23 protein-coding genes and 1 pseudogene are annotated in these 22,670 nt (G+C 68.8%); 12 read left to right on the forward strand and 12 right to left on the reverse strand.

What is annotated here, in order from left to right; all coding sequences use genetic code 11:
• Nucleotides 1–324 precede the first annotated feature (324 nt).
• The 3 genes from AOZ06_RS46765 to AOZ06_RS46775 all read left to right on the forward strand — a co-directional run bounded on the left by AOZ06_RS46765 (nt 325) and on the right by AOZ06_RS46775 (nt 3,464).
• Nucleotides 325–1,482: a sensor histidine kinase gene (locus AOZ06_RS46765; protein WP_236951960.1), complete on the forward strand. Its 1,158-nt coding sequence runs from the start codon at nt 325–327 to the stop codon at nt 1,480–1,482.
• Nucleotides 1,479–2,084 (forward strand): response regulator transcription factor, encoded by a 606-nt coding sequence (locus tag AOZ06_RS46770; RefSeq protein ID WP_054295266.1) that lies wholly within the window; start codon nt 1,479–1,481, stop codon nt 2,082–2,084. Before AOZ06_RS46765 ends, AOZ06_RS46770 begins: the two co-directional genes overlap by 4 nt.
• Nucleotides 2,085–2,168: 84 nt before the next feature.
• Nucleotides 2,169–3,464, forward strand: coding sequence for an adenosylmethionine--8-amino-7-oxononanoate transaminase (locus AOZ06_RS46775; RefSeq protein ID WP_054297431.1), 1,296 nt, complete (start codon nt 2,169–2,171; stop codon nt 3,462–3,464).
• Here AOZ06_RS46775 and AOZ06_RS46780 read toward each other — a convergent pair whose 3' ends face one another.
• Complete coding sequence (locus AOZ06_RS46780; RefSeq protein WP_054295267.1) at nt 3,465–4,079, reverse strand: hypothetical protein; 615 nt, start codon at nt 4,077–4,079, stop codon at nt 3,465–3,467.
• Nucleotides 4,080–4,491: 412 nt separating this feature from the next.
• Here AOZ06_RS46780 and AOZ06_RS46785 point away from each other — a divergent pair, with 412 nt between their 5' ends.
• Nucleotides 4,492–6,051 carry a coiled-coil domain-containing protein gene (locus AOZ06_RS46785; protein ID WP_054295268.1) on the forward strand — a complete coding sequence of 520 codons (1,560 nt, stop codon included), beginning with the start codon at nt 4,492–4,494 and terminating at the stop codon, nt 6,049–6,051.
• A 43-nt stretch (nt 6,052–6,094) separates the two neighbouring features.
• Nucleotides 6,095–7,651, forward strand: a complete 1,557-nt coding sequence (locus AOZ06_RS46790; protein WP_157233624.1) for a glycoside hydrolase family 10-like protein — start codon at nt 6,095–6,097, stop codon at nt 7,649–7,651.
• Between the two features lie 59 nt (nt 7,652–7,710).
• On the opposite strand, the gene AOZ06_RS60990 is transcribed toward AOZ06_RS46790, so the two are convergent.
• Both AOZ06_RS60990 and AOZ06_RS46805 read right to left on the reverse strand, forming a co-directional pair.
• Nucleotides 7,711–8,790, reverse strand: coding sequence for a fasciclin domain-containing protein (locus AOZ06_RS60990; RefSeq protein ID WP_063810235.1), 1,080 nt, complete (start codon nt 8,788–8,790; stop codon nt 7,711–7,713).
• 105 nt (nt 8,791–8,895) lie between these two features.
• Entirely contained in the window at nt 8,896–10,443 is a 1,548-nt protein-coding gene (locus tag AOZ06_RS46805) for a molybdopterin-dependent oxidoreductase (RefSeq protein ID WP_157233933.1), read from the reverse strand.
• A gap of 532 nt (nt 10,444–10,975) precedes the next feature.
• On the opposite strand from AOZ06_RS46805, the pseudogene AOZ06_RS62410 reads away from it, so the two are divergent.
• From AOZ06_RS62410 to AOZ06_RS46815, 4 genes and pseudogenes are all read left to right on the forward strand, one after another.
• A pseudogene (locus tag AOZ06_RS62410) lies at nt 10,976–11,293 on the forward strand (alpha/beta hydrolase); the annotation flags it as partial.
• Nucleotides 11,199–12,362, forward strand: coding sequence for an AAA family ATPase (locus AOZ06_RS59440; RefSeq protein ID WP_218921895.1), 1,164 nt, complete (start codon nt 11,199–11,201; stop codon nt 12,360–12,362). The pseudogene AOZ06_RS62410 and the gene AOZ06_RS59440, both read left to right, overlap by 95 nt.
• A gap of 198 nt (nt 12,363–12,560) precedes the next feature.
• The gene (locus AOZ06_RS60995; protein ID WP_236951961.1) at nt 12,561–12,671 is read left to right on the forward strand and encodes a helix-turn-helix domain-containing protein; all 111 of its coding nucleotides are present in this window, start codon (nt 12,561–12,563) and stop codon (nt 12,669–12,671) included.
• A gap of 90 nt (nt 12,672–12,761) precedes the next feature.
• On the forward strand, nt 12,762–13,445 hold the full coding sequence (locus AOZ06_RS46815) for a hypothetical protein (RefSeq protein WP_054295271.1): 684 nt from the start codon (nt 12,762–12,764) through the stop codon (nt 13,443–13,445).
• Here AOZ06_RS46815 and AOZ06_RS46820 read toward each other — a convergent pair.
• The 3 genes from AOZ06_RS46820 to AOZ06_RS46830 are packed head-to-tail and all read right to left on the reverse strand — an operon-like array spanning nt 13,416 to nt 16,325.
• Nucleotides 13,416–14,075, reverse strand: a complete 660-nt coding sequence (locus AOZ06_RS46820; RefSeq protein ID WP_054295272.1) for a response regulator — start codon at nt 14,073–14,075, stop codon at nt 13,416–13,418. The two genes, AOZ06_RS46815 and AOZ06_RS46820, sit on opposite strands and share 30 nt — an antisense overlap.
• Nucleotides 14,069–14,956 carry a sensor histidine kinase gene (locus tag AOZ06_RS46825; RefSeq protein ID WP_157233625.1) on the reverse strand — a complete coding sequence of 296 codons (888 nt, stop codon included), beginning with the start codon at nt 14,954–14,956 and terminating at the stop codon, nt 14,069–14,071. The genes AOZ06_RS46820 and AOZ06_RS46825 overlap by 7 nt, the downstream gene beginning before the upstream one ends.
• 10 nt (nt 14,957–14,966) lie before the next feature.
• Entirely contained in the window at nt 14,967–16,325 is a 1,359-nt protein-coding gene (locus AOZ06_RS46830) for an alpha/beta hydrolase (protein ID WP_054295274.1), read from the reverse strand.
• A gap of 81 nt (nt 16,326–16,406) precedes the next feature.
• Here AOZ06_RS46830 and AOZ06_RS46835 point away from each other — a divergent pair, with 81 nt between their 5' ends.
• The gene (locus AOZ06_RS46835) at nt 16,407–17,213 is read left to right on the forward strand and encodes an MBL fold metallo-hydrolase (protein WP_054295275.1); all 807 of its coding nucleotides are present in this window, start codon (nt 16,407–16,409) and stop codon (nt 17,211–17,213) included.
• A gap of 41 nt (nt 17,214–17,254) precedes the next feature.
• Here AOZ06_RS46835 and AOZ06_RS46840 read toward each other — a convergent pair whose 3' ends face one another.
• The gene (locus tag AOZ06_RS46840; RefSeq protein ID WP_054295276.1) at nt 17,255–17,890 is read right to left on the reverse strand and encodes a cytochrome P450; all 636 of its coding nucleotides are present in this window, start codon (nt 17,888–17,890) and stop codon (nt 17,255–17,257) included.
• Between the two features lie 401 nt (nt 17,891–18,291).
• On the opposite strand from AOZ06_RS46840, the gene AOZ06_RS46845 reads away from it, so the two are divergent.
• A complete protein-coding gene (locus tag AOZ06_RS46845; RefSeq protein WP_169799084.1) occupies nt 18,292–19,383 on the forward strand; it encodes a nitric oxide synthase oxygenase in 1,092 nt (363 codons plus the stop codon).
• Between the two features lie 2 nt (nt 19,384–19,385).
• Here the strand turns inward: AOZ06_RS46845 and AOZ06_RS57415 are convergent, their stop codons facing one another.
• Both AOZ06_RS57415 and AOZ06_RS46850 read right to left on the reverse strand, forming a co-directional pair.
• Nucleotides 19,386–19,529 (reverse strand): hypothetical protein, encoded by a 144-nt coding sequence (locus tag AOZ06_RS57415; RefSeq protein WP_157233627.1) that lies wholly within the window; start codon nt 19,527–19,529, stop codon nt 19,386–19,388.
• A complete protein-coding gene (locus AOZ06_RS46850; RefSeq protein ID WP_054295278.1) occupies nt 19,489–19,962 on the reverse strand; it encodes an LLM class flavin-dependent oxidoreductase in 474 nt (157 codons plus the stop codon). Before AOZ06_RS46850 ends, AOZ06_RS57415 begins: the two co-directional genes overlap by 41 nt.
• Nucleotides 19,963–20,022: 60 nt before the next feature.
• On the opposite strand from AOZ06_RS46850, the gene AOZ06_RS46855 reads away from it, so the two are divergent.
• Nucleotides 20,023–20,484, forward strand: coding sequence for a TetR/AcrR family transcriptional regulator (locus AOZ06_RS46855; RefSeq protein WP_054295279.1), 462 nt, complete (start codon nt 20,023–20,025; stop codon nt 20,482–20,484).
• 135 nt (nt 20,485–20,619) lie between these two features.
• Here AOZ06_RS46855 and AOZ06_RS46860 read toward each other — a convergent pair whose 3' ends face one another.
• From AOZ06_RS46860 to AOZ06_RS61000, 3 genes are read right to left on the reverse strand one after another with little or no spacing between them, the layout of a single operon-like run.
• Nucleotides 20,620–21,708, reverse strand: coding sequence for a glycerate kinase (locus AOZ06_RS46860; protein WP_054295280.1), 1,089 nt, complete (start codon nt 21,706–21,708; stop codon nt 20,620–20,622).
• Entirely contained in the window at nt 21,705–22,541 is an 837-nt protein-coding gene (locus AOZ06_RS46865; protein WP_054295281.1) for an NAD(P)-dependent oxidoreductase, read from the reverse strand. Before AOZ06_RS46865 ends, AOZ06_RS46860 begins: the two co-directional genes overlap by 4 nt.
• 13 nt (nt 22,542–22,554) lie before the next feature.
• Nucleotides 22,555–22,656, reverse strand: coding sequence for a fumarylacetoacetate hydrolase family protein (locus tag AOZ06_RS61000; protein WP_236951962.1), 102 nt, complete (start codon nt 22,654–22,656; stop codon nt 22,555–22,557).
• Nucleotides 22,657–22,670 lie beyond the last annotated feature (14 nt).

Genomic DNA, 22,670 nt, shown 5'->3' on the forward strand with positions numbered 1-22,670 from the left:
AAAGACGCGACCGCGGTCTTGGCGCCACGCGGACGAGGTAAGGACAAAGTCGCGTCACCGGCGAGCCTGGAGGACACGCGCACTCCCAGCGCACTTGAAGAACCGTTCACGTTCGAAATATTCGGCATTCGGTTTACCCCTCGAATAGCAGAATCCGCATACCGGCGGGCCGCCAGGGCCGTTCGCGCTGCTCAGAAAGCCAGCGAGGGCAGGCCCCCAGCACCCGCGCGCCGGGCGCCGGGTGGCGCAACCCTGCCATTTGTCATGGGTGACGCATGACAAACAAGCCCGGCAATGCGGGGCCCGGCTCGTAACATGACGGTCGTGAGCAGGCGTGACACCGGTGAATTCTCCGCCCGGCACTGGCCGGACTGGAGTCTCAAGCAGGGCCGTCGGGGCCGGGTGGCCCTCGTATTGGTCAACAGCCTCGCGCTGCTTTTCCTGCTGGCGCGAGTCGCCGAAATCAAGAACGGCGCCAACGGCGGACTGCTCACCGCTGTGGCGTTGGGTCTCATCGCCTGCTACGTCGCCGCCTGCCTGATTGCCCTGTGGAAGGGACCGGTGGCGCCACCTCGGCAACGAATCGGCATGGTGATCGCGGTATTCGTGTCGGGTGCGGCGCCCGCGCTGCTTCTGGGCTCACCGAGTTACCTGACCGACCTGACCTATGCCACTGTCATCGGGCTGATGCTGCTGCCGTTGCGTTATTCACTGCCGCTCGGCGCCGTCACGGCAATCAGTCAAATCGGATGGATGTCACTGGGCTGTGGCCGGGTCAAGTGGGGCGAAGTGGCCACGCTCGTCGGCGTCACCGTGGCGGTCGGCACCGTTTTCGCGCTGGTCTTCACGATCGGCCACCTGCGGGCGGCGCGTGCACAGGTCAGGGCGATGGCTGTGAACCAAGAGCGGGAACGGGTCGCGCGGGACCTGCACGACGTCCTCGGCCACAGCCTGTCGACGATGACGGTCAAGCTGGGACTGGCCCGGCGAATACTGGAGTCCACAGGGGACATCGTGTCGGCCGTCGGGGAGATCCGCGAACTGGAGGGCCTGTCGCGGCAAGCGCTTTCCGACGTCCGGGCCACCGTCTCGGACTACCGGACGGTGTCGCTGGCCGCCGAGATCGCGGGTGCCGGCGTCGCGCTGCGCGCAGCGGGCGTACGGGCCGAACTGCCCACGGCGGCCGACGACGTGATCCCCGCGCTGCAAGGCGTGTTCGGGTACGTGGTACGGGAAGCTGTCACGAACGTGCTGCGGCACTCCGACGCCGACCGGTGCAGCATCCGGCTCGGCCGTGACTGGGTGGAGATCACCGACAACGGCACTGTCACCGCCGAGGTGGCTGCCGGGCACGGTCTGACCGGCCTGGCCGAACGGCTCGCCGCGGTGTCGGGCACCCTGGAACACGGCAAAGGCCCGGACGGCGGTTTCCGCGTACTCGCCCGCGGACCGGCACACCAACTCACGACGGGCCCGACATGATCCGCATTCTGCTCGCCGACGACCAGGCCCTCGTGCGTGGCGCGCTGGCCTCGATGCTCCGGCTCGAAAGCGACATCGAGGTGGTCGCCCAAGTCGGTTCGGGCATCGACGTGCTGCCCGCCGCGCGGCGGACCAGCCCCGACATCGCACTGCTGGACGTGCGGATGCCCACCCCTGACGGCCTCGCTGTCGCAGCCGACCTGCGCGATGCGCTGCCGGACTGCCGTGTGATCATCTGCACGACCTTCGGCCGCCCCGGGTATCTCTCCCGTGCGATGGCGGCGGGTGCGGCCGGGTACGTGGTCAAGGACTCCTCGCCCGAACAACTGGTCAACGCGATCCGCCGGGTGCACGCCGGTCTCCGTTTCGTCGACCCGGCGCTCGCCGCGGAATCCCTGGCCACCGGCGCCAGCCCGCTCACCGACCGGGAAGCTGACGTGCTGCGCGCCACGGTCGACGGCGGCACGGTCTCGGACATCGCCAAGGTCGTCGGCCTGTCCGAAGGCACGGTACGCAACCACTTGTCGTCGGCGATCGGCAAAACCCACGCCCGCACCCGCGCGGAAGCCGCCAAGGTCGCCGAGGGCAACGGCTGGCTGTAAGGCGGGTCGCGGTCAAGGCAGCCGTGTGGATCTTGTCGGTTTCGGCTGTACCGGCACGCCGGTGTGCTGGCCGAAGCTGGATCCATGGAAGGCAGGAACTTCACCCCGGGCCAGTTGCTCGACCTGGACCGCGAGCACGTGTGGCACCCGTACGGCCCCATGCCCGCTGTCGAGCGGCCGTTGCTGGTCGAGTCGGCCTCGGGCGTACGGCTGCGGCTGGCGCAACCGGTGCACGGAGCCGACGAGCTGATCGACGGCATGTCGTCGTGGTGGGCGGCGGTCCACGGCTACGCCAACCCGGTGATCGACGCGGCCATCCGCGACCAGCTCGGCCGGATGAGCCACGTCATGTTCGGCGGGCTCACGCACGAACCGGCCATCCGGCTCGCCGACACGCTCGTCGGGATGACTCCCGGGCCACTGCGGCACGTGTTCCTCGCCGACTCCGGGTCGGTGTCGATCGAAGTGGCGGCGAAGATGTGCCTGCAGTACTGGCGTTCCCGCGGACGGCCGGAGAAGCGGCACCTGCTGACCTGGCGCGGCGGCTACCACGGCGACACGTGGTTGCCGATGTCGGTGTGCGATCCCGACGGCGGGATGCACCACCTGTGGCGTGGTTCGCTGGCTGAGCAGATCTTCGCGGACACACCACCGGCCGAGTTCGACACCGCGTACGTCGAGCACTTGGAGGAGGTGCTCGCCGTCAACGCGGGCCGTGTCGCGGCGGTCATCGTCGAACCGGTGGTGCAGAACGCGGGCGGTATGCGTTTCCACTCGCCGCGTTATCTGTCCGCGCTGCGTGAGCTGACCGCGGCGCATGACGTGCTGCTCGTCTTCGACGAGATCGCCACCGGTTTCGGCCGGACCGGTGAGCTGTTCGCGGCCGATCACGCGGGCGTGTGCCCGGACGTGATGTGTGTTGGCAAGGCGTTGACCGGCGGTTATCTCACGATGGCGGCGACGTTGTGCACGGCTGGGGTCGCCGACGGCATTTCTTCCGGCGAGGTTCCCGTGCTCGCCCACGGCCCCACTTTCATGGGCAATCCACTCGCCGCGGCCGCGGCCAACGCGTCGCTGGGGCTGCTGCTCGAGCAGGACTGGCGGGCCGAGGTCGGACGGATCGAGTCACGGCTGACCGAGGGCCTTGCTCCCGCACTGGGCTTGCCAGGCGTTCGTGCGACGCGGGTGCTGGGCGCCATCGGCGTGATCCAGTTGGACCACAACGCGGACATGGCGACCGCTACCCGTGCCGCCGTCCGCAGCGGGGTGTGGTTGCGGCCGTTCCGGGACCTGATCTACACGATGCCGCCGTACATCAGCACCGACGACGACATCGCGCGGATCACCGCGGCCATGCTGGCCGCGGCTGCCGAGGCTTGATCACTTGCGGGTGAGGCGGTAGCCGAGGACTTCGCGGATGTGCACCTCGATGAAGTCGCGCAGGTAGGGGTTCTGCCCCAGCTCGGCGAAGAAGTCGATCGTCTGCTGGTCGGGCCGGTTGGTCAGGTGCAGGATTCGCCAGCGGTTGAGGGGTTCGTTCTCATCGCCGTCCACCCAGTGCCTGACGTGGAAAAGCGGCTGGCGCCGGTCGGCGACCAGCTCGTGGCCGTCCGGGGTGGTGTGGCCGGTGTCGCCGATGAACCAGATCGACTGTTCGGCCCGGCCGAGCTGGACGTGCTCGATGATCAGCCCGAACTCGTCCGGGTCGAGCCACAGGCGCTGCTGCGACGCCCGGGTGAAACGGTCCGGGTCCTCGGACGGCCACTTCCGCGCGCTGCCCGGTCGGACCACGGACGGGATGTAGAAGTCGGGCGCGGAGGCCTTCCTGGTCTCCATGTCCCACATCATGGTCCTCGTGTACACGAGGTCGCGGTCGACGTCGTAGCGGTCGCGCAGCACTTTGTTGACGTCCACCGGCGGCAGGTCGATCGCGGTGTTGCGCGGGTCCGCCCATGCCCGTTCGAACTCTGTGACGAGGTCGACGCTCGCAACCATGCTGCTCTCCTCGGTGGTAGTACCGCCAGATAGTCACTTTTCCTTACTGAACTGGCCTGGACCGCCTGCTATTCCCGAGGATGACACGCACACCGGTGCAACAGCGCCGCTCTACATCGGCACCGGATCAGCCGGCAGAGGACGTTCCGGATCCGGGCCGGGGGCAGGCGGGATCGGGCTGGGCGACGGCGGGATCGGCTCGGGATCCGGTACCGGTTGCCGTCCCGGATCGGGCTGGGGGCCGGGGCGCGGCGGCGTGGGTGGGACCGGTTGGACGAGCTCAGGCATCATCGCACCTCTTCTCTTCGGGCGTCGTGGGTGACGTACCCGAGTCCACGGAAGCCAAACGGGCAGCCACGGCATTCCTGGTGAAACCACTCCTCGCGGTGAACTCCTTCGGTACCGTTCCACCATGGACGCGCGGGCACGAGCCAAGGAGCTGATCACCCTAGGGAAGTTCGAGCAACTCCGGCAACTGGCGGACGACGGTGACTCGGACGCCAAGTGGATGTACGCGCAACTGCTGGTGCTGCGCAAGGACGAGGCCACGCTGCGGGCTCAGGAGGACTACTGCCGGCTCGCGGCACTTCTCGCCCGGCAGAAGAGAATCGACGAGCTCCGCGTCGTGGTCGACGCGCACTGCCCGGACGCTGTCCCACGGCTCGTGGATCTGCTTGCCGAACAAGGTCTTCTGGACGAACTCGTCGAGCGAGGCGCGGCGGGCAGCCACGCGGCCAACCGGAAGGTCGCCGAAATCCTTGTGGCGCAGGGCCGGATCGACGAACTGCGTGAACAAGCCGACGCGGGCAACCATTCGGCCGTGGCCGCGTTGGCGCGGATCCTCGCCGACCGGGGAGACGTGGACGGCCTGCGGGCTCTCGCGCACCACCGGATCACCGACGACCAGCTGATCAAGGCTCTCACCGCGGCGAAGCGGTACACGGAAGCGCTTGTGTTGCAACGAGCCAAGGCCGCTCGGCGCAAGTCGTGGACCGAGGAGCTCGCGGTCACCAGGTTGCTGTACCTCGCCGGTCTGGAGGACGAGCTGCGCGAACGGGCCGAGACCGACAAGGACGCCCTCGCCTATCTCGTCCGGTTCTACGAATGGAAAGGACGCGTCGAAGACCTGCGTGCCATCGCCGAAACCGGCCACGAGGAAGCGAGCTGGCGGCTGATCGAGCTGTTGCGGGAGCGGCAGGACGTCGATGAGCTGAAGAAGTACGCCGATCGCGGCGATCGAACCGCCGCGCGTGCACTGGTGCGCGTCTACCGCGAACAGGGCCGTGTCGACGAGGTCCGCGAGTTGGCACGGTCGGACATCGCCGGCGCGCGGGCCGCGCTCGCCGAACTGCTCAGGGAACGCGGGGAGATCGACGAACTCAGGGAGCTGGCAGCCGACCCGCGGCACCCGGCGGTCCGCGAGCTGACGCGGTGGCTGAGCGAACACCAGGACGTGGACGAGCTCGAAGCCCTGGCCGAGACGGGAGAGCCGTGGGCGATGGCCGCGCTGGCCGAGCGCGCCCCGCAACGCCTGTGGCCACGCGCGCAAGCAGGTGACTCGCAGGCCACGCACTACCTCGCCAAGGTGTACTACGAGCGGGATGACGTCGACCAGTTGCGGCGGCTGGCCGCGTTCGGCAACCAGGAGGTCCAGCTGAAGTTCGTGCGCACGCTCGCGCGGCTGGACATGTTCGACGAGCTGAAAGCACGCGCCGAGGCGGACGAGCCGCACGCGCAGTCGTCCTGGGTCGACGCGCTCGCCGAGACCGGCCGTGTCGACGAACTCCGGGCGCTCGCTGACAGCGGTGTGGCGGTGGCCGCGATCCGGCTGGCCGAGGTGCTCGGCGAGCTGGGGCGGTTCGACGAGGTCGTCGCACGTGCGGAAGCCGGTGACAAGTGGGCCTCGCAGCATCTGTCCTTCGTCATCGCACCGCCGTACAACGACAACCCCGAGGACCGGGTTCGCCCATAAGGCGTCATGTACAGCGATGCCGTCGCTACGGCAGACTCTGACCATGAAGCGACCCGGACTTCTCGCTGCGGTCCTCGTGCTCACCGGAGCGTTACTCGGGCCGGTCGGGCCCGCTGTGGCCGCACCAGCACCGTGTTCGGCGCAGTCGTCGCAGAAAGTGCCGAAACGGCAGGTGCGGGCCGAGTGGATCGCTTCCGTCGCCAACATCGACTGGCCGTCACGACCGGGGCTGACGGCCACCGAACAACGCGCGGAGCTGGTCGGCTGGTTCGACGGGGCGGTCTCGCGCCGGTTGAACACAGTCGTGCTGCAGGTGCGGCCGACCGCGGACGCTTTCTGGCCGTCTCCGTTCGAACCGTGGTCGGAGTGGCTGACCGGCGTCCAGGGGCAGGATCCCGGGTACGACCCGCTGGCGTTCGCCGTGGCGGAGGCGCACCGGCGCGGCCTGGAACTGCACGCGTGGTTCAACCCGTACCGGGTGGCGGTGCACGCCGACCCGAGCCGGTTGCGACCCGACCACCCGGCGCGCACGCATCCGGACTGGGTCGTCCCGTACGGTGGGAAGCTCTACTACAACCCGGGAATCCCCGAGGTCCGGCGGTTCGCCGAGGACGCGATCATGGACGCCGTGCAGCGCTACGACATCGACGGCGTGCACTTCGACGACTACTTCTACCCGTACCCGGTCGCTGGTCAGCAGTTCGACGACGAAGCGACCTACCAGCGGTACGGTTCCGCGTTCCCGGTCAAGGCGGACTGGCGGCGCGCCACCATCGACCTCCTGGTCGCCGAGCTGTCCACCCGGATCCACCGGGCCAAGCCGTGGGTGAAGTTCGGGATCAGCCCGTTCGCCGTGTGGCGCAACAAGGGCACCGATCCGGCCGGATCGGACACCACCGCGGGCGTGCAGACGTACGACGACCTCGCCGCGGACACCCGCAAATGGGTGCGGGAGCGGTGGATCGACTACGTCGCACCGCAGGTCTACTGGAACATCGGGTTCCCGGCGGCCGACTACGCCAAGGTGGTCGCCTGGTGGTCGTCCCAAGCAGACGGCACACCGGTGCACCTCTACATCGGCCAGGCCAACCACAAGGTGGGCGTGTCGGCCCAGTCACCGGCGTGGAACGATCCGGCAGAGTTGTCCGAACACCTGACGTTCAACCGGTCCCACCCGCAGGTGCGGGGTGATGTGTTCTTCTCCGCCAAGGACGTCCGCGCCAATCGACTGGCGCACATGGACGTCCTTCAAGCCCAGCACTACACGCGTCCGGCGATGATCCCCGTGATGGATCAGCGCGGCGGCAAAGCGCCGCATCACCCGATCCTCGTCAGCGCGCGCAGAAGCGACGCCGGTGTCCGCCTGGATTGGGTTTCCGACCCGCGTACCGCGTACTTCGCCGTGTACCGGTTCGACGGGACGGCGGCCTGCGACTTGGCCGACGCCACGCACCTGGTGACCGTCGCCCGCGCGAAAGCCGGCATCGTCCAGTCGTTCGACGATACCGGCGTGCAACCGGGCCGCGATCACACCTACGTCGTGACCAGTCTCGACCGCCTGCACCACGAGAGCGGACCCAGCAATCCCAAACACAGGTGACTGCCGCCGCACCAGGGGTCAAGTGGTGGTGCGACGGCAGTCGTTCAGGTGCGCCTTGCTTACGCGGCAGGCGGCATCAGAACCGAGTCGATGATGTAGACGGTGGCGTTGGCGGTCTTGACGTTGCCGCAGACGACCTTGGCGCCGCCGGTGCCGATGGTGAAGTCCTGCCCGCTGCCCGAGGTGGTCAGCTTGCCCTTCTCGACGGTGTCGAAGCTACCGGCGGCCAGGTCGGCGGTGGTGACCGTCTTCGGCACGACGTGGTAGGTCAGGACCTTGGTCAGCAGTGCCTTGTCGGCCAGCACCTTGTCCAGGTCGGCCTTGGGCAGCTTGGCGAACGCCTCGTTGCTCGGCGCGAACACGGTGACGCCCTTCAGACCGTTGAGCGTGTCGACCAGACCGGCCTGCTTGACCGCGGTGACCAGAGTGGACAGCGCCGGGTTGTTGGACGCGGCGGTCGCGACCGGGTCCATGGCCATGCCCTGGAAGCTACCGGGGCCGTCCTTCGGGATCGACGCACAGGCCGCACCGAACTGCTCGGCGGGCATCAGCACGCTGTCGACGAGGTAGACGGTGGCGTTGCCGGTCTTGACGTTGCCGCAGACCACGTTGGCGTCGCCGACCTTGTACGACTCGCCGCTGCCGGAGGTGGTGATCGAGTCCTTGGCCAGTGTGTCGAAGGTGCCCGAGGCGAGGTCGGTGGGGCTGACGGTCTTGCCGACCACGTGGTGGGTCAGGACCTTGGTCAGCATCTCCTTGTCGGCCAGCACCTTGTCCAGGTCGGCCTTGGGGATCTTGGCGAACGCCTCGTTGGTCGGGGCGAACACCGTGATGTCCTTGGCGCTGTTGAGCGTGTCGACCAGGCCTGCCTGCTTCACGGCGGTGACCAGAGTGGACAGAACCGGGTTGTTCGACGCGGCGGTCGCGACCGGGTCCTTCGCCATTCCGTCGAAGCTACCGGGGCCGTCCTTGGGCACAGCGCCACACGCCGGACCGAACTGGGCGGCCATCGCGGCAGAAGTGGGCGGTGCCTGCGAGGGCTGGTTGCCTGAGGACGCGGTGTCGCTGGATCCGCACGCGGCCATGGTCATCAGGGCGACGCCACCGATGACCGCAGCGGCTGAACGTGGCAAGCGCATGATGTGATCTCCTTGGGGATTTTCGAAGCTCTGCACCGTATTCGGCGTCGAGGTGAACCCGGATTGGCGGTGCGGGAACATTTCTCCCCGTCACCCGATCGTGTATCAGTTCTGGACGGTGAACGTGGTGGAGTGCCACCCGGTCGCACCGTCGGGAATGGGCGCGACACGTTGATCGGTCTGGGTGTACCCCGCTTTGTCCGTCGCACGGCATTCCACGGTGTGCACGCCCGGCCCGAGTTCGATGTCCACCTGCCACATCCGCCAGGTGCTGGTGTTCACCTCGGTTGCCAGCCGCGCGGTCACCCATTCGCCCTGGTCAGCGCGAACTTCGACCTTCGCGACGCCCCGCGGTTGCGCCCACGCGATACCGGCGACGGTGATCTTCCCCGGTTTGACCGTCGACAGTCCGGCCGGCACGTCGATGCGCGACTGGGTCTTGATCGGGGCTTTCTGGCCCCAGTTTCGCTTGAGCCAGTAGGACTGCTTGTCGGCGAACTTGTTGAACTCCATGTCCACCACCCATTTGGTGGCCGACACGAACCCGTACAACCCCGGCACCACCATCCGCGCGGGGAAGCCGTGCTCAGCGGGCAGCGGTTCGCCGTTCATCCCGATTGCCAGCAGTCCCCTGTCCAGCACGTCCGCGACCGGCGTGCCACACGTCCACCCGTCCACGCTGGTGGAGAACAGCTGCTCAGCGCCCGGTTTCACACCCGCTTCGGCCAGCACGTCCTTCAGCGGCACACCGATGAAGTTCGAGGTCGACACGTACGGCCCACCGACCTCATTGGACACACAGGTCATCGTGATCGTCTGCTCGACCAGGCGCATCCGCCGGATGTCCTCGAAGCGCAGCATCACTTCCCGGTCGACGGCGCCGTGGATCCGCAGCACGTAGTCCTCGGCGCGCAGCCGGGGCACGTTGAGCAGCGTGTCGATCCGGTAGAAGTCCCGGTTGGACGTGATGAACCTCGGTGTGCCCAGCTGGGGGAAGTCGGCTCCGGCCGGGATCGCGGGCGCCCTGGTCGCCGGGACGAGATCACCGACGGCCGAGCGGGACCCCTCGATGTCGACGTTGTCGGCCAGCAACTGCCCGCCCACACCGGCCACACCGACACCCACTGCCACACCGGCACTGGTGTACATGAACTGCCGCCGGTTCATTCCCTGCTCGCTCACCTCGGTCGTCCGGGACGCGAGGTTGTGCAGCCAGAGGAAAACGGTTGCGCCGACCAGCAAACTGGCGACCGGCGCGAGGACGTCGACGAAGTCGGTGTCCGGCCTTGTGAGCACGGCCACGATTCCCACGACGCCCAGTGCGGCCGCGAGGGCCACACCGGGCAGCGGCCGGCGCCGTGAAACGAGCCCGGCGGCTGCGCCGAACAGCACCAGCACCACCGCCATACCGCCGAGCAGGACCAGCTTGTCGTTGGTCCCGAAGTTGCGGACGGCGAAGTCCTTGAGCGGCGCGGGCGTCAGGTCGATCGCTGTGTTGCCGACCGCGTAGAAGGGTGACGCGTTCGGGTTCAGCACACCGGCGACGAGGTGCCCGGCCGCCAGCGCGGCGAGGACCGCGAGCAGGCCGACCAGGATCGCCTTGTGGACGCGGAGTTTGCCGCGGCTGGGACTGGGGGCGTGGTCGTGGTCCATGCCAGCCATTCGTCACCGGTCCGGTCGCGGATGGTGATCGGCCGGAGTTTTCTCCAAGATCCTTTCTGGACGGATTCGGCCGGCTGCGCTCGTCGGTGTGCTGGTCAGCAGGTTGTGCCCGCCGAAGCGCACTCGTAGACGGATGCGTACCCGGTTCAGGCCCGTGCAGCGAGCAACCCGAGGTTTCCGCACGCGAGATGTGGGTATCCCTTCGCACCGAAATGGGGCCGTCGGACGCTCCAGTTCGGCGCCGGACTGGTGACTTGTGACCCGTGTGACAGCCGACCAGTCACATGACTCATCGGAGCACCGGTTTCCCGGATGCACACTTCCGGCGTACCTGTCCGGACTCCAGCTTGGCGGGTAGTGCGTTGCAAACCATTCGTTGTGCTCGCTGCGCTGATCGGCGTCACCGCCATGATCAGCCCCGTGGCGGCGGCTCCCGACCCAGGAGGTGGCTGTCACACACGGCGTCAAGCCGACCATCGTGGTGGTGCACGGCGCGTTCGCCGACTCGTCCGGGTGGAACGGTGTGATCGAGCGGTTGGAGCGGCGCGGCTACAACGTGATCGCGCCACCGACCCGTTGCGGTGTGCGTGCCGACGCCGGTTACATCGGCAGTGTCGTGTCCACTTTGCCTGGTCCGGTCCTGCTCGTCGGGCACTCGTACGGCGGCATGGTGATCAGCAACGTCAGGGTCGACCAGCCGAGGGTCAAGGGGCTGGTCTACGTCGCGGCGTTCGCGCCGAACCCGGGTGCGAGCGCTTTCGGGATCACCGGCTCCAAGCCGGGCCGCCTGCTCCCGCCGAACACGCTCCAACCGCCTTTCCCTCCTGGTCGCACAGGCTTCGGCGCGACCAGGCGACCCGGGAATCGGCAAGACCGCGCTGATCGACGCCGCAGTGGACCGTGCTCGCGAAGAAGGTGTACGGGTGCTGACCGTGTGCGGCAGCGAGGCGGAGACCGACCTGCCGTTCGCTGGTCTGCACCAGCTCCTGCTCCCGGTCCGCGGCAGGCGGATGCGCTGCCCGGGCAGGCAACGAGCGGCCTTGCGCAACGCGTTCGGCATCGGGGCCGACCTCGGACAGCCGGACAAGACGGCCATCAGCATGGCGGTGCTGACGCTGCTGTCGGACGTCGCCGACACGGGTCCGCTGCTGCTGGTCGCCGCCGACGCCCGATGGCTCGACACCGGCACGTGTGACGTGCTCGCGTTCCTCGCCCGCAGGCTGGAGGGCGAGCCGATCGCGCTGCTGGTGGCCGCCCGGGGCACGCTCCTGCCGCCGCGGATCCACCACCGGTTGCCCCAGCACGTCGTCCAGCCCCTGGCCCCGGCGGACGCGGAACGCGTGCTCGACCTGCAACCGGCCCCGCCGACCGGCTCCGTCCGCCGCCGGATCCTCGCGGAGGCCGCGGGCAACCCGCTGGCGCTGGGCGAGCTGGCCAAAGCCGTGGCGCGGGACGGCACCGTGCGACGAGGGGACCTGCCGCTCACCGAACTCATCGAGCGGACGTTCGCCACACACGTCACCGAACTCATCGAGGCGACGCGACACTCCCTCGTGACCGCGGCCTTCGCGGACACCGGCGACCTGTCGCTCGTGCACGCGGTGGTCAACCCCTGCTCGGACAGGGCGGAGGTCGTCGCCCGGCTCCGGGCCGCGACCGAGATTCCGCACAGTGACCCGAGTCTGCTCGACACGTTGGGCATGCCGGCGCACAGGCGGGCCAACTCTCGGCAGGGCACGGACGCTGGGCGCTCGGGATGGCCTCGCTCGCCGAAGGCGATCCGCAGACCGCGTACCGGCACCTGCGGGGACTGTTCGACTCGGCCGGCGCGCCGGTCCACTACCACTGGTCCTACTACGGGATCGCCGACCTCGCTTCCGCGGCACGATTCCACACAGCGCACGATGTGAACCCGATCGTGGCTGCGCCGCAAGCGCCGCATCGCGGAAGCACGGACGAACCTGCTCGCAGCGCCCACCAGTTTCGAACGGCTGGGCGCCGATCCGTGGACCGAACGGGCACGAACCGAACCACGCGCGGCCGGTGTCGCGGTCAACCCAGGCAAGCGGAGTGCACTGGACACGCTCTCGCAGCAGCGGCAGCAGATCGTGCGACTGGCCGCCGAGGGCTTGACGAACAAGGAGATCGGCGACCGCCTGTACCTGTCACACCGCACAGTCGGATTCCACCTGTACAAGGCTTTCCCGCCTTGGGCGTGACCACCCGGGCTCAGCTGCGCGACGCGATTCGCTGAAGGCGCGGGTGCCTGGCATTGAGCACGTGCGCCTGGTCGTGGATCATGGTCGACTATGCGGATCCTCGGCTATTTGGACGCCTTCCGGCCGCCGGTACCGGCCGAAACACTGGTCGACCGGATGGACATCGTCGACGATCCGGCGTTCTGGCCGTTCTTCCTCGCGTTCGTCAACGCCACGAACTCCCCGTTCGACGCGTTCGACATCGATCCCGCAGACTCGAGCGCGCTGGACAGCGTGCTGACCGACGAGAGCCGGTGGCCGGTTTTCACCATCCCGGTCGGGGACGGCCACCGCGTACGGATCGTGCTGAACAACCTCCCGGATGACCCGAGTGTCGAATACCTGCTGGACCCGGCCGACGGCGGCAACGCCGTGCACTTCGCCAATCTCGACGGGCATTTCCGTGGCCCCGGCATGTCCTGGGCTGAGCTGACGGCCACTTCGCTGCAACCCGATCCGGTGCTGAGCCCCGCCGAACGCATGCTGTTCCTGCTCCCGTCCCTCGGCGACACCGAGACTCCCGCCACAGCCCCGCGCATCATCGCCGCTGCTCTCACCTCCGTCGGAGCCACACAATCCCAAGAGGCCCTCGCTGTCGAACTGATCGAGGCGCCCCATTTCTGGTTGCCGGTCACGTGGCGAACCACGGACGGCGTGACGTGGTGTTCGGGAACGCATGCCCTCCGCACCAAGGACAACCCCGCTCTACGGCTGTTCGGTGCGGCTTTCAGCTGACGTCAGGCCGTGTTCGTAGGCGTAGATCACGATGTGCACCCGGGTGCGCAGGCCGAGTTTGCCGAGGATGCGAGCGACGTGGGTCTTCACCGTTCCTTCGCCGATGGTGAGGCGACGGGCTATCTCCGCGTTGGTGAGGCCGTGGGCCACGTGTCTGAGGACTTCGCTTTCCCTGTCCGTCAGGCTGTCCAGTTCCGTCGTCGCCGGGTGGGGTGCGAGTTCGGCGAACCGGCCGATCAGCCGCCCGGTCACCTGGGGATCGATCAGGCCGTGGCCTCTGTGGACGGCTCGGATCGCGTCGAGCAGCAGCGCCGGGTCGCTGTCCTTGAGCAGGAAGCCCGCTGCCCCGGCGCGCAGTGCGCCGAACAGGTAGTCGTCCAGGTCGAACGTGGTCAGTGTCAGCACACGGCAGATGCCCGCCAACGCCGTGATCGCCGATATCCCGTCCAGGAACGGCATTCTGACGTCCATGATCACCACGTCCGGCCGGTGGTCCATCGCCATGGTCACGGCTTGCGCGCCGTTCGCCGCCTCCGCGACCACCGCGATGTCCGGCTCCGCCGACAGGATCGTGTGCAGGGCGTCGCGGACTTCGGGCTGGTCGTCGGCGATCAGGACACGGATCACCACCGGGCCACCGGCAGGCTCGCCTCGACCTTCCACCCGTGCCTCGTCGGTCCTATGTGGATCTTCCCGCCGAGCAGGCCGACGCGTTCGCGGATGCCCCGGATGCCGTTGCCCTCGGCGAACGCGGCCGGTGCTGTGCCGTTGTCGGTCACCAGGACGGCCAGGTTTTCGTGCTCTTGCCGCAGTCGTACGTGGATCCGGGTCGCGCTGGAGTGCCGGACCGCGTTGGTCAGCGCTTCCTGCACGATCCGGTACGCCGTCTGCCCGACCGACGGCGGCAGGCCCGTCGTCGAGCCGGACGTGGTGATCCGCAGGTCCGGCCCGGAAAGGCGGTCCGCGAGGCCGGGGATGTCCATCCGGACGTCCCGCACGAAGTCCCGTACCTCGCTCAGCGCCGTCGTGGACAGTTCCGCGATCGTCGACAGTGTCCGGTCGGCCGCCGCCGGGACGCGTCGGGCCGCGACCGCCTGCATCTTGATCGCCGTCAGGTGGTGGCCGACGCTGTCGTGCACGTCCCTGGCCAGCTGCGCGCGGTGCTCGGCGATCCGCAGCCGGGTCAGTTCCCGCTGCAGGCGGACGCCGTAGCCGACCCCGATCGGTGCCACACCCATGATCACCACGTCGGTGACCGGGAGGACCCCGGCCGGTGAGCCGGTCATCAGCCCGAACACGAATGTCCACGTCAGCGACGCGACCAGCACGGGCGCCAGCCGGGGCCGGTGGAAGGCGGCGAGGCAGAACCCCGCCACCGCCACCAGCCGTCCGGGCCAGTGGAGGTCGTACCCGGTCCCCGCCATGGCGACGGTCGCGGACAGGATCGCCATCGACAGCGGCAGCCTGCGTACGAACACCAGCGGCAGGCAGACCGCCACACTCAGCAGCACATACACCACGTCAGTGTTCCGGACAGACCGTTCCCGCCGCGGGCAGTTCGCCAGTCGTCAGGTACTTGTGCACGTACCCGCGGACACACGGGTTGCCGGTCAGGTAGACCGCGTGACCAGCGGGAACTTGCAGGTAGCGGGCACCTTTCAGGTGGGCGGTGACGCGGCGGCCGTACGCCGGTGGCGTGGTCGAGTCGTAGTCGCCGTTCACCACGAGCGCCGGGATGTGCGCCCGGAACGGGTGCTGCGGGAAGGTCCGGGCCGGCGGCAGGCCGGCGCAGTGGTTGGCCATCGGCCAGGCCTGGCGCCAGCCGATCCGCGGCGCCAGCTCGCGCATCTCGGACTCCAGTGCCCGGACCGCGCGGTAGTCCGCCGGGTACGGGAAGTCGGCGCAGAACATGATCCGGGACAGGTCAGGGTCGCGGGCGCCCACGTCGACGGTGAACCTGGTGGCGTCCCCGGCGTGGGCCTGTTTCAGCGACTCGGCCAGGCCCGGCCAGTCCGGCCGGTAGCTGACGAACGACCGGGACACGATCCTCGTCGCGCTCACCGTGCCGCCGGACGCGGCCGGGATCGGCGCGCGGGCGAGCACCTCGTCCCAGACCTGCAGCACGTCCCTGCCGTGCAGGGCGCAGCCCGGGTCCGTGGCACACCAGCCGGCGAACCGCCGCAGGTTGCGTTCGTCGGTCTCGGCCTTGGGGACCAGCCAGTCGCGGATCGACCGGTCGGTGTGGTCGATCACGCTGTCCAGGTACATCCGGCCGGCTTTGTGCGGGAAGTACTCGGCGTAGGCCTGGGCGAACATGGTCCCGTACGAGTTGCCGTAGTAGTTCAGCCGCGGCTCGCCGATGGCCGACCTGATCGCGTCCATGTCCCTGGCGACCTGCCACGAGTTCAGGTTGCCGGCGAGCGCCCCGGCAGCCGCGGTGCACTTCGTGCCGAACTCGCGGTTCGCTCGGACATACCGGTCATACCGGTCCTCGGTGCCGAAGACGTACTCGGCTTCCTGGGGCGAGCGGGCCGGGCACGTGACCGGGGTGCTCCGGCCGAAGCCACGCGGGTCGAACATGACCACGTCGAACCACTGGGTCAGGTCCCCCAGCTGTGTCTTGAGGTACGGCAACGCGGCGATCTGCTCGCCCGGCCCACCCAGGTTGACCACCAGCGAGCCCTGTTTCGCCGAGGGGTCGCGGGCGGGCAGTCTCGCCAGCCCCAGCGTGATCTTCGCGCCGCCGGGCCGGGCCCAGTCGGCGGGAACGGTCACCTGCGCGCACTGCAGACCGTCGCCGCAGTCCTGCCACAGCGGGGAGTTCGGCGCGGCGGTGGTGCCGGTCAGGCTGAGAACCGCCGCGATGATCGGTTTCCACATGTGCCCGAAGCTATGGGGACGGGGTGATCCCGTGCGTCTGCCTTGCGACAGATCTTTCGGGATCTCCATTAGTGTCGCGGCGTGACATTCTCAACCGATCTGCCCATCTGCCGCGCTTGCGGCCTGCAGTATGCCGCACCGCGTCCCGACTGCCCGGTCTGCGAAGACGAACGCCAGTACGTCGCACGCCAGGGCCAGAGCTGGACCACGCTGGCGGAGCTGTGGGAGTCGGGCCGCACAGCGAAGTACGTCGCCGAGGGCCCCGACGTCCTCGGGGTCGGCTGCGATCCCGGGTTCGCCATCGGCCAGCGGGCGCTGCTGATCCAGCGCCCCGGCGGCAACGTCCTGTGGGACTGCGTGACCTACGTCGACGACGCCATGGTCGAGCAGGTCCGCTCGCACGGCGATGTCGCCGCCATCGCGATCAGCCACCCGCACTACTACAGCACGATGGTCGACTGGGCGCACGCTCTCGACGTCCCGGTGTACCTGCACGAGAACGACCGCCAGTGGGTACCGCGGCCGGATGGGTCGATCGTGTTCTGGGACGGCGACAGCAAGGACCTCGGCAACGGGCTGACGCTGCTGAACCTGGGCGTCCACTTCGCGGGCGGCACCGTGCTGCACGACCGGGACGCCCGCGCCCTGTTCACCGGCGACATCCTGCAGGTGACGCCGGGCCGCGACTGGGTCAGTTTCATGTACAGCTACCCGAACTACATCCCCGAGCGGCCCAGTGTGGTGCGTCGCGCGCTGGATCTGCTGGAGCCGTACGACTACGACTCGATCTACGGCGCCTGGTGGGATTTCGTCGTGAAGTCCGGCGCGAAGGACGTCGTGGCCAGGTCGGCCGAGCGGTACCTGCGGCACGCCGAGGACCGCGCCTAGCTGATACGCCTGCGGAAACGGGGTGACACATCACCGTTGATTCACCTGGCGCTCGCCCGTGAATACAAACACCCGCTCTGGTCATGCCACCCGTTCGGCGAGACGCGCTCCCAGACAGATGCGCCGCCCCAGCCGAAAGCCACGTGCTGGCGGCGCGGCCGGGCCGGATCGACCTCGTGCGGACGCGGGAACCGCACGGGGTCACGGTTGGCCGCGGCCAGAACCAGCGCCACCCGGGCACCCGCGGGCACAGTCGTCCCCGCCACCACGACGCTGCTTGACGCTGTGCGTGGGGCGTAGTGGAACGGACTGGCCAGCCGCGCCAGTTCGTCGGCACATCCCGCCGGGTCGGCGTTGAACACCTTGAGCTGCAAGGGATCGCAGCACCTGCACAGTCCTTCGACGAGAACGGCCTTCGTGGGTTCGAAACCACCGGTGAGCACTTGGGTGAAGACCGCCAGCAGGTCGGCTGGATCCGCGCCTGCGCCGAGCGCGTGCCGGAACGCCCAGGGCAGCGGGCCTTCGGCGCGCGGGAGATAACCGTGCTCGAACCGGTCGCGAAGCCTGCCGAGCGCCTGTTCCGCCTTGGCCACAAAGGTTTCGTCGTATCGGTCGAGCCCGAGGTAGGCCAGCAGCGTCACGCCGTCCGTCGCGTCGAACTCCGGCAGCCCCAGCATCGTGCTGACCGAGCGCGCGGTGAACTGATCGGCGACCCACGTACGAGGTCGACCCGGCCGGTTAGTCCGGCACCAGTCCCACGGCCAGTTCGTCGAGCCGGGAGTCAGTGGCGAACTCCACCACAGCGCGGCGGAACAAGGTACGCAACGGTTCGAGGACCGTGGCGTCGGAGAAACCCAGCCACCGCTGGAAGTGGTCCTCCAGTCGAGGACAGGCCCGTCCTGCTGGAGCAACTCCGCCACGGTGCCGTCGAGATCAGCGGCCAGCCGGTCATGGACTGTCATACATGGGAGGTCAATGGCCTAGGCCATCTTCGTCCCTGTCCAATGACCAGAACCTCTCCATAATCGGGACTGTTCCAGCCATCGCCCCACGCCGGGTGCCCTACCGGGAGGTCCCTGTGCGCAACATCGCGACCACCATCTCCGCCGCACGCGACGAAGCGGAGGTGTTCCTCGACTCCTGTTCGAGAGAACTGGCGTGGGACAGGCAGCGGCACCAAGAGCGCTGGCGCCAGGTCCAGCACGAACTGGCCGGGACCGGAACCTACCGGCACACCCGTGAGGAACTGGAGTTCGGTGCGAAACTGGCCTGGCGCAACCACACCCGCTGCATCGGCAAGCTCCACTGGCGCACCCTCACCGTAAGGGACTGCCGGGACCTGAGCGATCCGAGCAGCATCAGCGCCGCGCTCGTCGACCAGCTCCGCTGGTCGTACAACGACGGCCAGATCCGGCCGTTGATCACGATCTTCGCCCAGGACACGCCGTTGACCCAAGGACCGAGGATCATCAGCCACCAGCTGGTCAGGTACGCGGGCTACGTCCAGCCGGACGGCACGGTCGTCGGTGACCCGTCGAACACCGGGCTCACGGCACGACTGCGAAGCATGGGGTGGCAAGGGTGCGGCGGCGCGTTCGACCGCCTTCCGGTTCTGCTGTGCGACAGCCAGGGCCGGTTGACGTGTCACGTGATGCCGCCGGAAGTGTCGCCGGACGTGCTGATCACACACCCCGGCTACCCGTGGTTCGCGGATCTGGGACTGCGGTGGTACGCCTACCCGACGGTCTCGGACATGCGCATGGAGATCGGCGGCGTCACGTACCCGGCGGCGCCGTTCAGCGGCTGGTACGTCAGCACCGAGATCGGCGCCCGCAACTTCGGTGACACCGACCGGTACAACCTCCTGCCCACTGTCGCCAGGAAACTCGGCCTGCCGGTGGACCACGACCGGACACTGTGGAAGGACCGCGCGCTGGTGGAACTGAACGTGGCGGTGCTGACCTCGTTCGAGGCGGCCGGTGTCCGGATGCTGGACCACCACACGATGGCCGACCAGTTCCACCGGTACGTCCAGACCCAGCGCCGCAACGGCAACGCTGTCCACGCGGACTGGAGCTGGATCGTGCCGCCGATGGCCGGTTCAGCGACGCCTGTCTACCACCAGGCCTACGACGGTACGACCGTGCGGCCGAACTTCTTCCGTGACTGACATCAGTGGTGTGCGACGCGGTCCAGTTCGCGCAGGGCGTCGTCGGGGTTCTCGTGGTCGGTGAGTTCGAACAGGACGCGGTCCACTCCTGCTTGCTCATCGGACTCAAGGGCTTCCGGGTTCGCGCCGTGCAGGGTGACGTTCACCGGACGTCCCGCGCCCGACGCCCGCGATCAGCACCGGCGGGCGGCGGACGGGTTTGGGCCATGACCAGATCGGGTCGAAGTCGACGAACTCGCCGGGCAACTCCGGTTCGTCCTTGGTCCAGATCTCCCGCATGGCCGCGATGTGCTCCAGCATCCGGGCGATCGGCCGGGTGGGATCGACGCCGTGGCTGGCCATCTCCTCGGCGTTCGAGCCCGGACCGGCACCGGGCTCGAACCGGCCGCCGGAGATCCGGTCGATGCTCGCGACCTGTTCGGCCAGGGTGATCGGGTGGTGCTGGTTGACCAGCACCACGCCGGTCCCGAGTCCGATGCGACTGGTGGTGGCCGCGATCGCGGCCAGTGCCGCCATCGGGCCGTAGATGTGCGAACAGTGCCGTGGGAGCGGCTGCGGGTCCGGTGCACCGTGGTCCACGCACCCACCATGCCGTAAATGTCAGTCAAATGACATCTATCGCGGTGTTGGCGTGACCTGGTGGCGGAGACCAGGATCGGGCACGGCCGAGCGGACTCCCGGCGCAACCGGGCCGCCATCGTGACCGCGGCCCGTGCGGCCGTGGAGGACCTGGGCGACAAGGTCTCCCTCGAAAAGATCGCCCAGCAGGCGCAAGTCACCACGCGCACGTTGTTCCGGCATTTCCCGGCAAAGGACGACCTGCTGGCAGCGGTGCTGGAGGACTACTTCGCCGACCGGGTGGAACCGGTGCTGCTCCGGGCCGCCGCCGACACCGACCCCCGTCGTGCGCTGGTGGACGTGCTGACGGAGAGCACCGCCGCGTTCGTCGAGCACCCGGGCCTGCTCGCGTTGATCAGCAGTGGCGCCCGGACCGCCGAGATCACGAGCCGCCACCTGCGTCCCCTGGCCGAAATGCTGGCGAGGGCACGGCAGGCCGGTGTGGTGCGGGCGACCTCATGCCGGACGACTTCCCCTGCCTGATCACCATGCTCGTGGCGAGCGCGAGCCACGCGGGCCGGGGCTGGTCCCGTTGTCTCGCGCTCGTCCTGGACAGCCTTCCCCGGAAGCGGCCCGCACACCACTCCCCGCCTTGCCGGAATGTGCCGCCGAACCCAGTCAGCCGAGGTGATCGGCCGCGATGGTCCTTGCCACGGTTTCCAGCAGCGGTCCGGCGTTGGCCATGCTGAGGCGCGGGTCCGGTTCCAGGTCCATGAGGGCGTAGGCAGCCGCGAATCCCGCCGCTCGCACCTGGTCCGGCGTGAGCAGGCAGCGTCCCGCGACCGCCACCACCGGGATCCCGGCGCGGACGGCACGGGCGGCCACGCCCGCCGGGGCTTTCCCGCTCAGCGTCTGCTCATCCAGCGAGCCCTCGCCGGTGATCACCAGTTCGGCGCCCGCCAGCAGGCTGTCGAACCCGATCAGGTCGAGCACGAGGTCGATCCCGGGCCGGAACTGTCCGTTGAGGACCGACAGGGTGGCGTAACCGACCCCGCCCGCGGCACCCGCGCCCGGCGCGCCGGCGACGTCACGGCCGGTGGCTGCCTCGACCGCGTTGTGCCAGGCGGCAAGTCCGGCTTCGAGGTCCTGCACGTCCTGGGGATTGGCGCCTTTCTGCGGGCCGAAGACCGCCGCCGCTCCGCGTGGGCCGAGCAGCGGGTTGTCCACGTCACTCGCGACGAGGATCTCCGCGGCTGCCAGCCGCGGGTGCAGATCGCTGAGATCAACGCCGGTGAGCGTGCGCAGCGCTGCTCCACCGCGTCCGGACACGCCGTGCAGCTTGCCACCGAGCGCTTGGACCAGGCCCGCGCCGCCATCCGTGCAGGCGCTGCCGCCCAAGCCGATGATGATCTTCCGGTGGCCCGCGTCCAGTGCGGCGGCGATCAGCTGCCCCGTTCCGTAGCTCGTCGCAGTGCGAGGGGCGAGGTTCTCCAGCCGGTTGAGGCCGGAGATGTCGGCCATCTCCACTACCGCTACGCCATCTTGTTCGGCGTACGCCGTCTCCACCTCACGGCCGATCGGATCCTCCGCCGTGACTGGCACACGGTGGAAACCCGCCGACACCGCCGCGTCCAGAGTTCCGTCACCACCGTCCGCGACCGGCAGCGTCACCGACCGGTCGCGGCCGAACACCGCGGCCAGGTGATCGGCGACCTGGGCCGCTGTCAGCGATCCCTTGAACTTGTCCGGTGCGATCAGGATTGTCATCGCGCACGCCCCGAGAGCTGCTCGACCAGCAGCACCAACGCCGAGTGGTCGAGACTGCCGTGGCCCTGCTGACGCAGCGCGCCCATGAGCTGGGCGACGGCCGCGCCCAGCGGGATCGCCACGCCTGCTCCACGTGCCGCCGACGTCACGATGCCCAGGTCCTTGTGGTGCAGGTCGACCCGGAAACCCGGCTGGAACTCACGGGCCAGCATGCCTTCCGCTTTCCGGTCGAGGATCCGGTTGCCCGCCAGCCCGCCGGCGAGGACGCGCACTGCCGCGTCCGTGTCGACGCCGTGCGCTTCCAGGAACACGATCGACTCGGCGACCAGCTCGATCGTGCCCGCCACGATGAGCTGGTTGGCTGCCTTGACCGTCTGGCCCGCTCCCGGCGGGCCGACGTGCACGACCGTGCTGCCCACCACGTCGAGAACCGGTTTCGCCGCTTCGAAGTCCTCGGCCGATCCGCCGACCATGACCGACAGGGTCGCATCGACCGCACCGGCCTCACCGCCGGACACCGGCGCGTCGACCGCGCGGATTCCCTTACCGGCAGCGGCTTGCGCCAGCCGTACGCTGACGTCCGGCCGGATCGTGCTGCTGTCGATCCAGACGCTGCCCGGCTTGGCGTTCGCGATGATGCCGTCATCGCCCGACGCGACGGCTTCGACGTCGGGCGAGTCCGGCAACACGGTGAGGATCACGTCGGCCCGGGACACGGCTCGGCCGACCGAGTCGGACCGGCGGACACCGATCACCTCGTATCCGGCCTTGCCCAGGTTCGCGGCCATCGGGCCACCCATGATCCCCAGCCCGATCACGGCAACTGCCGTCATATCCGCAACTCCTTCACGCGATGGCGTTGGTGAGGGTTCCGATGCCGTCGATGCCGACGCCGACCACGTCGCCACGGGCCAGCGGGCCGACTCCGGCGGGTGTCCCGGTCAGCACGACATCCCCTGGCC

The sequence above is a fragment of the Kibdelosporangium phytohabitans genome, from assembly GCF_001302585.1.
GTDB classification, from domain to species: Bacteria; Actinomycetota; Actinomycetes; order Mycobacteriales; family Pseudonocardiaceae; genus Kibdelosporangium; species Kibdelosporangium phytohabitans.

Coding starts and splice junctions, on each gene's coding strand:
- AOZ06_RS46770 (WP_054295266.1), top strand. CDS start 1,479: ATGATCCGCATTCTGCTCGCCGACGACCAGGCCCTCGTGCGTGGCGCG.
- AOZ06_RS46775 (WP_054297431.1), top strand. CDS start 2,169: ATGGAAGGCAGGAACTTCACCCCGGGCCAGTTGCTCGACCTGGACCGC.
- AOZ06_RS46780 (WP_054295267.1), bottom strand. CDS start 4,079: ATGGTTGCGAGCGTCGACCTCGTCACAGAGTTCGAACGGGCATGGGCG.
- AOZ06_RS46785 (WP_054295268.1), top strand. CDS start 4,492: ATGGACGCGCGGGCACGAGCCAAGGAGCTGATCACCCTAGGGAAGTTC.
- AOZ06_RS46790 (WP_157233624.1), top strand. CDS start 6,095: ATGAAGCGACCCGGACTTCTCGCTGCGGTCCTCGTGCTCACCGGAGCG.
- AOZ06_RS60990 (WP_063810235.1), bottom strand. CDS start 8,790: ATGCGCTTGCCACGTTCAGCCGCTGCGGTCATCGGTGGCGTCGCCCTG.
- AOZ06_RS46805 (WP_157233933.1), bottom strand. CDS start 10,443: ATGGACCACGACCACGCCCCCAGTCCCAGCCGCGGCAAACTCCGCGTC.
- AOZ06_RS46815 (WP_054295271.1), top strand. CDS start 12,762: ATGCGGATCCTCGGCTATTTGGACGCCTTCCGGCCGCCGGTACCGGCC.
- AOZ06_RS46830 (WP_054295274.1), bottom strand. CDS start 16,325: ATGTGGAAACCGATCATCGCGGCGGTTCTCAGCCTGACCGGCACCACC.
- AOZ06_RS46840 (WP_054295276.1), bottom strand. CDS start 17,890: ATGCTGGGGCTGCCGGAGTTCGACGCGACGGACGGCGTGACGCTGCTG.
- AOZ06_RS46860 (WP_054295280.1), bottom strand. CDS start 21,708: ATGACAATCCTGATCGCACCGGACAAGTTCAAGGGATCGCTGACAGCG.
- AOZ06_RS46865 (WP_054295281.1), bottom strand. CDS start 22,541: ATGACGGCAGTTGCCGTGATCGGGCTGGGGATCATGGGTGGCCCGATG.